Below are 11845 nucleotides of genomic sequence, written 5' to 3'. Positions count from 1 at the left end.
GCGGGGTTTGTGTTTTAAGCGTGCAGCACCAACCGGTTACCAATCCACTGCGTAACTCAGGCTGAAGGTACGACCCTCGGCATTCGGGTACGGTGCGCGGGCGTTGGCCTGGGCGAACATGTTCTGGTAGTTGCGGTTGGTGAGGTTGTACACCGCCCCTTCGAGGCGGCCTACCGGTAGCCTTACCGAGCCCAGCAGGTCGACCAGGGTGTAGCCCTGGATATCGCGACCGTTGTTGTCCTTGGCCGCAGCGTCATAATTGGCCAGGCGCATACCTTGCAAGCGCAGGCTGTAGTCGTCACGCTCATAGCCGACAAACGCTGTGGTCTTGGCGGGGGAGATGCGGGTGGCAGGCAGGTCGATCCACTTGCCGTTCTGCTGGGTCTCGCCTTTGGCGTAAGCGTAAGTACCACCGACGGACCATTGGTCGGTGATGTTATAGGTCAGGCCGGTTTCGACGCCACGCACGCGTTCTTTCTGATTGATCAGGCGCAGCACACGATCATTGGCGTCATAGAACTGCGTGACATCCGAGGTGTTTTCGTACGCGGTGACACTGGCCTGCCACTTGTCCCAGTCGCCGCGCCAGCCCAGCTCGTAACTGTCGACCTTCAAGGCCTGGGCATTGAGGTCCTGGATATCGTATTTGCTGTTCACGTCACGCAGGAAGCGCTGGATATCCGGCAGGGAAAAGCCCTGGCTGAAGTTGACGAACACGTCCTGGTTTTCGGTCAGGTGATACACCGCCCCGAGGTTATAGAGCGTGTCATCGTATTTGAGCGTGCCGCCGGGCAGTGTCGCGCGGTTGCCGGTCTGGACGATTTCGCCGTATGCGATGCTGTCGGAGACCTTGCTTTCAATCCATTCGCGACGTACGCCACCGCGCAAGGTCCAGTTGTCGATGTCGTAGGAGAGCTGGCCAAAGATGGCTTTGGTGGTGGTCTCGATATCCGGGCCCAGTTCGAATGTGGTCCCGGTTTTGCTGTAGCTCAGGCCATTGACCCGGTATTGGTCGCCACGCTGGCGTGAGGTTTCATGGTCGTAGTCCGCGCCCCATACCAGGTTGCCCGTTGCCGGGCCGATGTCCGGCATCTGGGTATCGATCGCCGCACGCAAACCGTAGACGTCCTGCACGCTGTTGTTGTCTGACACGCCTGCCCGGCCCCGGGACAGGTCGGGGAAGAACAGTGCGTCGGCCCGCCGCCAGTAGCTTTCGATCTGCAGGCCCTGGCCGTAGAAATCCTTGTCGGCGTAGTTGAGGTTGACCGCCTGGTTGTGGGTGTAGGGTTGGTCGCCCAGGTCCAGGCCTTTTACGGCGACTGCGTTGCTGGTGATGCGGGGGTTCTTGGTGTAGCGGGTATCTTGTTCGTCCTTGTAGTCTTGCAGCGACAGGCTGATCTTCTTGTCGTCATCAAGCTCATAGCCGAAGCGACCTTGCAGGTCGTAGGTATCGGTGTCCATGTTGCTGCCCTGGGACGTGTCCTGGGGAATGCGCTTGCCATTACCGTCGAACTGATCGTTGCGCTGCACGGTGTTGCCCGAGAGGTACCAGTCCACCGGGCCTTTGCGCCCGGTGGCGCTTTGGAACGCCTGGTAAGCGAACCCCTTGTGGCTGAGGTTGTTGCCGGCGGTCATGCCGATCTTGCTGCTGAACGCCAGGTCTTCACCTTGGTTGCGTTTGGTGATGATGTTGATGATGCCGCCCGATGCGCCTGCGCCGTAGACACTGCTGGCGCCAGAGATCACTTCGATACGCTCGATGCTTTCCGGTGCCACGCTGTTGAGCTGGCGGAAGTTATCGCGCGTGGCGTTTTGTGAAACCCCATCGATCAGGATCAGGGTATTACGCCCGCGAAGCGTCTGGCCGAAGTTGCTCATGCCGCCGCTGGAAGGGGCAATGCCAGGCACCAGTTGGCCGAGGATATCGGCGACCCGACGTCCTGCCCCGGTCTGCTGGCGGATTTGCGCTTCATTGATCACCTGCACTGAGCCTGGAATCTGCGCAATGCTGGTTTCGCTGCGCGTGGCCGATACCACTGTCGCCTGCAGTTGCAGACTGGTCGGGGCTGCCTGTGTCTGCTCTGTCTGATCGGCCCAGGCAGGGGCACTTATTACCCCGAGAAGTGGCAGCATTACTGCCCATTGCGATGTGTTCATGATCATGTCTCAGAGTTATTAGAAGTATTGACAGAAAAATCGGATGTCTCAGGCGCTCGCGCAAACGAACGGATGGCGCGGATACTCACGGCGGCCAAGGCGTAGGTCAGTGCGACCAGCCAGAAGCTGTGCGCCAGGCCCACCCATCCCATGCCGATACCACCCAACAGTGCGCCGCACAGTGCACCGGCTTTGGCGGCGCTGTTGCCCATGCCCAGGGCAAAACCCTGCTGGCTGTGCGCTACGGTAGTGGCGATCAGTGTGTAGGCCACGGGCAACAAAGCCCCCTGCCACACGCCCCACAGCAACCGGCTAACGATAAACCCCGACCATTCACTGGCCAGCGCCGTGCAGGCTAGCGTGAGCGCGCAGGCCCAGGTGACCCACTCGATGATGCGCAGCGTATGGGCTGGCTGATGTCGATCGAACAGGCGGCCCCACAACGGCGCGGACAGTGCCAGGGTCAAGGCACTTGCGCCATAGCTGGCGCCGATCAGCCACGCGGGCGCGTGCAAAACCTGGGCGACATATAAGGCGTAAAACGGTTGCGGCATCATCCTGGCTGCCTGAATCAATACGATGATCCCCAACATCGCGCCAATCCAGCCTTTGGGGAGTGCGGCAGGCTTGGACGTGCGGGCAGGTCTCGATCGTGGTGAGTCACTGGGTAAAAACGCGCTGATTATCGCGCACAGCAGACAGACGGCGGTGGCGCTGTAGCACAGCAATGCGAAACCGGATATGTCCATCAACCAGCCGCCCAATACCGGCCCGGCCAGGGAGCCTACAGCGGTGGCAGATTGCAGCCGCGCAAGAATGTGCCCCCGTCCGCCGTCGCCGCAGCAGGCCAGTGCGTAGGCTTGGGCTGCGGCGATGAAACCGGCCAATGCGCCCTGTACCACGCGGATGGCCACCAACCACCATGGGTCAGGCGTAATCGCAGCCAGCGCCTGGCATACCGCCAACGCCAGCAGCGCGCGGATAATCATCAGCTTATGGCCGGTACGGTCGCCGAGTCTTCCCCACAGGGGCGTGAGAATCATCGCTGCCATCATCGGCCCGGCATACACCAGCGACGACAGCAGGCCGGTGTACTGAGCATTTGCAGTGCCCAGCAACTTCTGGATTTGCAGCGGCCAGAACGGGCCGCTCATTTCCATCGCCCCCATCGACACCAACTGAATCACCACCAGCAGCCGCAGCGCTGTGTTGTTAGTCGGCATTGGCGGCCGCGCTCAACGGGTTAGGCAACCGCCCGACGATATCGGCATGACTCTCCAGCAGGCGCATGCGCATGAACGACTTGGCCGGCCATGCTTGCTCCAGCAGTGCTTCGCGCTCGGTGGCCCAGCGCTGCGGATCAACCTGCGAGCGCATGTCGTCAAAACACTGGCTGACCTGAGCCGACAGTTCATTCCAGAGCAGCGCCTGGGGGATGTCGAAGTGGCGCGCGGCAAGCAGGATGAGCTCGCCCAGATGGCACATGAAAACGGTGTGCAGCAGCTTGTCCCGTACGAAACCTGCGTCGTCGTACAGCGTCATCTTCGGGTCGTGCAGTTCAATGTCCAGGCCGTGGGCGTGCAAGGTTTTGCGGTCGATTCGGATATCGCCGAAGTCGCGCAACAGAAGACGGCTCAATTGTCCGTCTGCGGCCATCACCATGAAGGAGTTCTGTTGATGGGCCTCAAAAGCGATGCCGTAGCGCAAATACATGCCCAGCAGCGCCGGCACACTGATCGCCGCGTAATCATGGAAGAAGGCGAGCATGGCCGCCGCGTCATCCTTGCCTTGGCTCAGGCGCACCCATTGGCGCAGCAGCGGCTGGCCGTGGTGATCAATGGCAAACAGGCTGCCCACAGGCACGGCCATTTCGTCCGGCTGGAGCTGGCTCTGGGGATTGTCGCGATAGAGCACCGCCAAGTGGCGGGAGTGCTCGTCATTGGCCGGTTGTGGCTGGAAATGCACACCGATCCGCTCGGGAACGATGTTCAGGCATTTTTGAATCGCAGGCTCGCGTTCCAGGATGCTCAGCAGCAGATGGCTGATCCGTGGGCCCATGCGCGCTGAACGCGGCGATACGGTGCGCTGTACGCTGGTCAGGCGCAGTGACACGGGCAGTTTGACCATCGGTGCATCGCGACGGCCTTCAGGCAACACGGTTCTGAATGACATGGTGGGGTGGGCGGTAAACGCGACGATATCGGTCAGCACCAGCAGTTTGTCGCCGATTTCGTTGGCGAACAGTTGAGGCAACTCCTGGCGTGCCTGCCAAGGGTGGGCAGGCAACGGCAGATAATCGTCTGCCTGAAGGCCCTGCGCTTGCAGGGCTGCGGTCAATTGCTGTGCTGCCTGCGGGAAGTGCTCGCTCCACCACTGCCAGTAATCGGCGGTACCGGCCAACTTTTCGACATGGGCAAACTGGCGATGCAGCGCGCACAGTAGCACCGGGAAGCGTGCTTCGAACTCCGGCGAATAGTCGATGACTTGTGCGGTATTCAGGCCCAGCTTGGTCTTGTAGTTGGGGTGCCATGGGTGACCCAATGTTCCCCACTGTTCAAGCACGGAAGTCGGGTTGATAACGCTCGGGCTGTTCTTGAGATGACTCAGCAGGTTGTCTTGATGCACCGGGTCCATTGACGCATGCAGCTTGAGCGTCCATTGCTCATGGAAGGCGAGGCACAAGGTGTCGTTGATGAAGCTGTCATCGATCTCTACGTTGAGGCGGTTGAGCACTTCCCGGTCGGCAGGCGACTCAAGGCTGGCGTTAAGCAACGTCAACAACTGCGATGGGAACTGGATTTTCTGTTCGGGCTGGCCTTCGCGCAACAGGAGAACTTCGCCACGCAGGTCCCAGCTTGCCATGCGGCCAGGGTGCAAATGTTCGAAACGCAATCGGGCCTGGCAAGCCAGTGTCAGCGAGCAATGCCCATGTTCGTCATAGAGGAGAGTGCTGGGGTCCAGCAGGCTTTCACGAAACAATGCTTGGATCAGGCGTTGGAAGCTACGTTCGGCGGCGGGGGCCAGCGTATTGATCAAGGCGTCGAGGCCGATGTGGCTGGCCTGAAATTGCGCGGTGGCAAGCGCTTCGCTCCAGCGTTCCAGCAACGTGTTTTCCGGCTTCCTGCTATTTCCGTGCATCAAATTGATTCCCTAATCGTGAGCCTGAATGAAAGGCGCACGAATGATATCGAGAATCATTATTTGCGTGTGCTTTTGTTACATTAATTTATACCGAATCTTTGACAAAAAAACCGCGCTCGAATGGCGCGGTTTTTGATGTAGACGGCCCGGCTGCGTGGGCCGGGCGTCAACATGATTTCAGAGCTTCAGGAGCTTTTTGCCTGGCGTTGCAATTCGAGAGTTTCGAGCTCGTTTTTATAATTGTTGGCGTCGCTCTCGTTGTGAAACATCCCGACCAATACGTCTTGCTGATGGACATCCCAGATGTGAATCCCGTGGCCTACTGCTTCGTGGGACATATGTTCATCGTCGCGTTCAGTTACTTTTACAGTCATCTGCTTGCTCCAATCTCTGGTTGATCTGCGGCAAGGCGTCGCAGGCCTCTGTTATATGATTTGTTAGCTTGCTAAGTAAACTGATTTTGCGCGCAATAATTCATTGCGGGGAATGCAACAATGCTGCAGGCCTCGTAAACCGCGACATTGCGCCGCAGCTGCAGGGGATTTATGACAAAAGTTTCATGTTAGGGTTGGCCTGTTTATCGGGGTTGACCCTGCGATAGTGGTAGTGGCTCACCCTAAAATCCCAGGCAAAAAAAAGCCCCGCATTCAGCGAGGCTCTTTTCCAGCACGTCAGCGCAATCAGCTGCCTTTGACGGCCTTACCGTCAACGGTGCCATCCTGCAGCATGATGTTGTATTCCTTGCCGTCAGTCTCGACCTGACGCAGGGCAACCAGAATGCCGCCCTGGTCCTTGGCAAACCACATCTGTGTGATGCGCTTGCTCTGCGACGGGTCGCGCACGCGCTCGACCTTGATCGCGTCGATCGAACCGACCTTGGTCTGGACCTTTTCCGAGCCGATCACGCGGAAGTCGTAGGTATCGGTATCAGTACCCTCAACCACGCGGTAGCTCATGCTTTTCTTGCCCGCGGCAACATCGCGTTGCAGAGCAAGTTGGTAGGTGGACTTGTCGAGCATGCCACTTTCGAGCGTGACATTGACCGGGTCTTTGTTTTCAAAGCCGGTGACTTTCTTGGCGCTTTGGTCGAAGTCCAGATTGATCTTCTTCGCCTTGCCCAGGCCGCCGCGTTCGAAGCTGTAGCTCTTGGGTTGCAGGGTGTCCTTGTCGAACAGGATCACACTGGTTTCGGTCAGGCTGGCAATCATCATCGAGGCCTTGAAATTCAAGGTCCAGGTACCGTCGCCATTCTTGCTCAGGCTGCGTTCAGCCGAACCGCTCATGGGCAGTTGTTTCCAGTCGGCGGTGTAGCTGACGGAGAAGGGGTGAAGGTCTGCCGCTTGTACGGCAGGCAAAGCGAACAGCGCAAAAGCGAAAAGCAGGGCGCGACGCATAAAATCTCCTAGGTTCGAATCAAGTGGCCGCTGGCCGCGAGTAACTGGCCGTCCAATAATGCACCCTGGTCGCCAAGAATCAACCGTCCTTCGGCAAACCAGCGAACGGCCAGCGGGTAAATCCTGTGTTCCTGGGTATGAACCCGTTGCGCAAGCGTCTGCGCCGAGTCGCCTGACTCTACCGGAACCACTGCCTGTACGACCAGAGGCCCGCCATCGAGTTCCTCGGTCACAAAGTGCACGCTGCAGCCATGTTCACGGTCGCCGGCGTCGAGCGCGCGCTGGTGGGTGTGCATGCCTTTGTACTTGGGCAGCAGGGAGGGGTGGATATTGAGCAGGCGCCCTTCGTAGTGCCGGACGAAATCTGCGCTGAGGATGCGCATGAAACCGGCAAGGACAACAAGTTTTGGGTTGAAGGCGTCGATCAGTTCGATCAAGGCGCTGTCGAAGGCCTCGCGACCGTCGAACGCCTTGTGATCCAGGGCACGGGTGTCGATACCCGCGTCCCGGGCGCGTTGCAGGCCGTAGGCGTCGCTGCGGTTGGAAATCACCGCAGCGATGCGCACCGGGCTGTTGCCGGTGCGCGTGCTGTCGATCAGGGCCTGCAAGTTACTGCCGGTGCCGGAAAGCAGCACCACGACATCACAGGTCTGGGGCATCAGTGAGCCTTGAGGTTCTTCAGTTCAACCTGGGCTGCACCTTCGGCAGCAGTGGCGATCTGGCCAATGACCCAAGGTTGTTCGCCAGCTTCACGCAGCACGTTCAGCGCGGTTTCAACGTGTTCCTGCGCGACGCAGATCACCATGCCTACGCCGCAGTTCAGCACGCGGTGCATTTCGGTTTCGTTGACGTTGCCTTTTTCCTGCAGCCAATCGAAGACTGCCGGGCGCTGCCAGCTGGCCACGTCGACAATCGCCTGGGCACCTTTTGGCAGGACGCGCGGGATGTTGTCCAGCAGGCCGCCACCGGTGATGTGGGCCATGGCCTTGACGGCGCCGGTGTCCTTGATCAGCTTGAGCAGTGGCTTGACGTAGATGCGGGTCGGCGCCATCAGCAGGTCGGTGAGTGGCTTGCCGTCGAGCTGGATGTTCTCGATGTCGGCGCCGGACACTTCGATGATCTTGCGGATCAGCGAGTAGCCGTTGGAGTGCGGGCCGGACGATGGCAGGGCGAGCAGGGCGTCGCCAGCAGCTACTTTGGAGCCGTCGATGATCTCGGCTTTTTCCACCACACCCACGCAGAAGCCGGCCAGGTCGTAGTCTTCGCCTTCGTACATGCCTGGCATTTCAGCAGTTTCACCGCCGACCAGGGAGCAACCCGACAGTTCGCAGCCGGCGCCGATGCCGGTCACGACCTGGGTCGCGGTCTCGACATTGAGCTTGCCTGTGGCGTAGTAGTCGAGGAAGAACAGCGGCTCGGCGCCGCACACCACCAGGTCGTTGACGCACATGGCGACCAGGTCGATGCCGATGCTGTCGTGTTTGTTCAGGTTCAGGGCCAGGCGCAGCTTGGTGCCTACGCCGTCGGTGCCGGACACCAGTACAGGCTGCTTGTAGCCGGCCGGGATTTCGCAGAGGGCGCCAAAACCGCCCAGGCCACCCATGACTTCAGGGCGCGCAGTGCGCTTGGCGACGCTCTTGATGCGTTCGACCAATGCTTCACCGGCGTCGATGTCTACACCGGCGTCCTTGTAGCTCAGGGAGGGTTGCTTGCTCATGATCCAGGCCTTTAGGGGGGATTTCTGGGTAACGACCGGGCGGGCGGGGGCTTTTGGAAAGGGCCCTGCCGTTGACGGTCTGCGAAGGCGCGCGATTTTATCAGGCTTGAGGGGCAGCGGCCATCCTCGGGCCGACGGGCAGGGCATATGAGTTCAAAAAAATGCAAATCGGGCCGGTAATCGTGCGTATTAAGGTATAGCCTTGAACTCGCTAGCGTTATGACAGTATGAAAACTTACCGGGACCCTGTGAATGTTTTACCGGTCGCTGTGTCACAGCCTTGCCAAGCCGAGATCACGCGGTCTGTTCCAACCGCTAAATTTGTCGTTCGGGAATCTTCCATGCGTCTGTGTAAATTCTTCTTTGTAGGCTGCTTGTCGTTGGTCAGCCTGGCGAGTCATGCCGAAACCCTCAATGGCCTCTATCAAGTACTTGAACCGGTCAGCAGCCAGTCGCCCCAAGAGCGCGACCAGGCCACCCAGCGTGCCGTGCAGACCCTGGTGATCCGCCTGACCGGCGACGCCAAGGCCGCCGATGGCCCAGGCCTGGCGGCGATCCGCAAAGACCCGCAACAAATCATCAGCCAGTACGGCTACGACGCCGGCCCGCCCGAAAGCCTGCAAGTGGACTTCGACCCGGTCAGCACCGACCGCGCCTTGCGTGATGCCGGCCTGTCGATCTGGGGCAGCAACCGGCCGTCGATCCTGGGTTGGTGGCTGAACGATTCAACTGAAGGCAGCAGCCTGGTCGGCGATGGCCAGGCCGTTGCCCAGGCCCTGCGCCGGGCCGCGCAACACCGGGGTCTGCCGCTGCGCTTGCCGCTGGGAGACCTGGATGAACAGGTAGTCGCCACCGCGCCGAATCTTGAAAGCCCGGACGCTACGCCTTTGCGCGCAGCCTCCGAGCGTTACGGTGCCGATGCTTTGCTGGCGGTGCATGCGCGCCAGGAAGGCAGTCAATGGCAGGCCAAATGGCGCCTGTGGCTGGGCGACAAGGCTGAGGAGGGCACCGCCCAAGGCGCTGACACTGCCGCGCTCGCCGATGCGGTATTGCTGGCGGTCAGCCAAAAGCTGGCGCCACGCTTTGCGGTCAAGCCGGGCGTGAGCACTGAGCAACTGCTTGAAGTGCAAGGCATGAACCTGGAGCGCTACGCCGCCCTGGGTCGTTTGCTGGAGCCCTTTGGCGGCCAGCCGCAGTGGGTGGATGGCAACCGGATTGTGTATCGCGTCAATGGCAGCGCCGAACAATTGCGCACCCAATTGAGCCTGGCCAAGCTGCAGGAAATTCCTGCTGGCGAAGCCCCGGCCCAGCCAGCCGTGATCGATGGCACGCAACCGGCTGTTGCACCTGAGCCCCAGGCGCAACTGCGTTTTCGTTGGTAACTAGTGGTCCTCCTTCTATATAGAAGAAGGGCGTAAAAAACAGATGGAGTGGTTTATGGCGGATACGCGTCGTTGGGTGTGGCTTGGCGGGATTGTCCTGCTGTGCGTTTTTGTGTTCTTGCTGCATTCGATCCTGACGCCGTTCCTGGTGGCGCTACTGCTCGCCTATCTGTTCGATCCCGTGGTGGATCGCCTGGAAAAAGTCGGCATGTCGCGCACCTGGGGCGTGATCACGGTGTTTGCGCTGTTCACGTTGATCATCACGGCGCTGGTGTTGATATTGGTGCCGATGTTGGCCAAGCAACTGTTTCGCCTCTATGAGCTGGCGCCGCAGATGCTCGACTGGTTGCAGCACACGGCAATGCCGTGGGCCCAGTCCAAGTTCGGGCTGGCAGATGGCTTCTGGAAGTTCGACAAGGTCAAGGCAGCTATCAGCGAGCATATGGACAAGACCACCGATATCGTCACGGTGGTGCTCAGTCAGGCGACTGCGTCGAGCCTGGCGCTGATCGGCTGGTTGACCAACCTGGTGCTGATCCCGGTGGTGGCGTTCTACCTGCTGCGAGACTGGGACATCATGATGGCCAAGATCCGCAGCCTGCTGCCCCGCGACCGGGAAGAGCGCGTTGTTTCCCTGGCAGCGGAGTGTCATGAGGTACTGGGCGCGTTCGTGCGTGGCCAGTTGCTGGTGATGCTGGCCCTGGGGGTGATTTATGCTGCCGGCCTGATGGCGATCGGCCTGGAGCTGGGGCTGTTGATCGGCTTGATCGCGGGCCTGGCGGCCATCGTGCCCTACATGGGCTTTGTGATCGGCATCGGTGCGGCGCTGGTGGCCGGGCTGTTCCAGTTCGGCGGCGACCTGTACCCGATGCTGGGGATTGTCGCAGTGTTCATGGTGGGCCAGGCCTTGGAAGGCATGGTGCTGACGCCACTGCTGGTGGGCGATCGGATCGGCCTGCACCCTGTGGCAGTAATCTTTGCGATTTTGGCGGGTGGCGAGCTGTTCGGCTTTACCGGCATCCTGTTGGCGCTGCCGGTGGCGGCGGTGATCATGGTGCTGGTGCGCCATGTGCACGACCTGTACAAGGATTCGGACGTGTATACCGGGGTGGATGAGCCCGAGTTGTAATCGCGGTGTCACAAACCCGGCCCTGGTCGGGTTTGTTGTTTCTGGCGCCGGGTGCGTCAAACAATCTGCGTAAAACCGCCGGGTTAACGCAAACCTTTGATTTTGCTTGTGGTCTGCTGCATTGTGCGCCCGGCGTCACGGGTATAAACTTTGCAAACTTTACATAGAGGCCACTAACGGTTCGATGGGAGCCGTTCAGTCAGCATGAAACCGATTCAGCTGCCCCTAGGTGTGCGTCTGCGTGATGACGCTACCTTTATCAACTACTACCCAGGCGCCAATGCCGCTGCACTCGGCTATGTGGAGCGGCTTTGCGAAGCCGACGCCGGGTGGACTGAAAGCCTGATCTATCTGTGGGGCAAGCATGGCGTGGGGCGTACCCACCTGCTGCAGGCCGCATGCCTGCGTTTCGAGCAGACGGGCGAGCCGGCGGTCTACCTGCCCTTGGCCGAGTTGATGGACCGCGGGATCGGCATCTTCGATAACCTTGAGCAATATGAGCTGGTGTGTCTCGACGACCTGCAGGCAGTGGCCGGCAAGCCGGAGTGGGAAGAGGCGCTGTTTCATCTGTTCAACCGCCTGCGCGACAGCGGCCGGCGCTTGCTGATCGCCGCGTCCACCTCGCCGCGTGAACTGCCGGTGAAGCTGGCAGACCTCAAGTCGCGCCTGACCCTGGCGTTGATCTTCCAGATGCGTCCGTTATCCGATGAGGACAAGCTGCGTGCGCTGCAACTGCGCGCTTCCCGTCGTGGCCTGCACCTGACCGACGAAGTCGGGCACTTTATCCTCACCCGTGGCACCCGCAGCATGAGCGCGCTGTTCGATTTGCTTGAGCAACTCGACCAGGCTTCCCTGCAGGCACAAAGAAAATTGACGATCCCTTTCCTGAAAGAAACTTTGGGCTGGTAAGGTCTTGATTTTCCGT

The 11845-nt window shown here is 60.0% G+C and carries 10 protein-coding genes; 3 read left to right on the top strand and 7 right to left on the bottom strand.

Annotation, left to right across the window (positions count from 1 at the left end; all coding sequences use genetic code 11):
• Nucleotides 1-36 precede the first annotated feature (36 nt).
• The 7 genes from JJD66_RS09240 to purM all read right to left on the bottom strand — a co-directional run bounded on the left by JJD66_RS09240 (nt 37) and on the right by purM (nt 8409).
• Nucleotides 37-2157: a TonB-dependent receptor gene (locus JJD66_RS09240; protein WP_200647999.1), complete on the bottom strand. Its 2121-nt coding sequence runs from the start codon at nt 2155-2157 to the stop codon at nt 37-39.
• A gap of 2 nt (nt 2158-2159) precedes the next feature.
• Complete coding sequence (locus JJD66_RS09235; RefSeq protein WP_200647998.1) at nt 2160-3380, bottom strand: MFS transporter; 1221 nt, start codon at nt 3378-3380, stop codon at nt 2160-2162.
• Nucleotides 3370-5295 (bottom strand): IucA/IucC family protein, encoded by a 1926-nt coding sequence (locus tag JJD66_RS09230; protein WP_200647997.1) that lies wholly within the window; start codon nt 5293-5295, stop codon nt 3370-3372. The genes JJD66_RS09235 and JJD66_RS09230 overlap by 11 nt, the downstream gene beginning before the upstream one ends.
• 188 nt (nt 5296-5483) lie before the next feature.
• Complete coding sequence (locus JJD66_RS09225) at nt 5484-5672, bottom strand: hypothetical protein (RefSeq protein WP_034128323.1); 189 nt, start codon at nt 5670-5672, stop codon at nt 5484-5486.
• A gap of 306 nt (nt 5673-5978) precedes the next feature.
• Nucleotides 5979-6692, bottom strand: coding sequence for a DUF3108 domain-containing protein (locus JJD66_RS09220; protein ID WP_014719399.1), 714 nt, complete (start codon nt 6690-6692; stop codon nt 5979-5981).
• A gap of 8 nt (nt 6693-6700) precedes the next feature.
• Nucleotides 6701-7351 (bottom strand): phosphoribosylglycinamide formyltransferase, encoded by a 651-nt coding sequence (purN, locus tag JJD66_RS09215; RefSeq protein ID WP_105227660.1) that lies wholly within the window; start codon nt 7349-7351, stop codon nt 6701-6703.
• A complete protein-coding gene (gene purM / locus JJD66_RS09210) occupies nt 7351-8409 on the bottom strand; it encodes a phosphoribosylformylglycinamidine cyclo-ligase (protein ID WP_014719398.1) in 1059 nt (352 codons plus the stop codon). Before purM ends, purN begins: the two co-directional genes overlap by 1 nt.
• A 341-nt stretch (nt 8410-8750) precedes the next feature.
• Here purM and JJD66_RS09205 point away from each other — a divergent pair, with 341 nt between their 5' ends.
• From JJD66_RS09205 to hda, 3 genes are all read left to right on the top strand, one after another.
• Nucleotides 8751-9791: a DUF2066 domain-containing protein gene (locus tag JJD66_RS09205; protein WP_070415432.1), complete on the top strand. Its 1041-nt coding sequence runs from the start codon at nt 8751-8753 to the stop codon at nt 9789-9791.
• Between the two features lie 55 nt (nt 9792-9846).
• A complete protein-coding gene (locus JJD66_RS09200) occupies nt 9847-10920 on the top strand; it encodes an AI-2E family transporter (RefSeq protein WP_003193054.1) in 1074 nt (357 codons plus the stop codon).
• 204 nt (nt 10921-11124) lie between these two features.
• Nucleotides 11125-11829, top strand: a complete 705-nt coding sequence (gene hda, locus JJD66_RS09195) for a DnaA regulatory inactivator Hda (RefSeq protein WP_014719395.1) — start codon at nt 11125-11127, stop codon at nt 11827-11829.
• The last annotated feature ends 16 nt before the right edge of the window (nt 11830-11845 follow it).

It is taken from the genome of Pseudomonas sp. MF6751 (assembly GCF_016613265.1).
In the GTDB taxonomy this organism is placed as follows: Bacteria; Pseudomonadota; Gammaproteobacteria; order Pseudomonadales; family Pseudomonadaceae; genus Aquipseudomonas; species Aquipseudomonas fluorescens_BV.
Note: the sequence above shows the minus strand (reverse complement) of the source record. Positions and strands in the feature narration are given on the sequence as shown.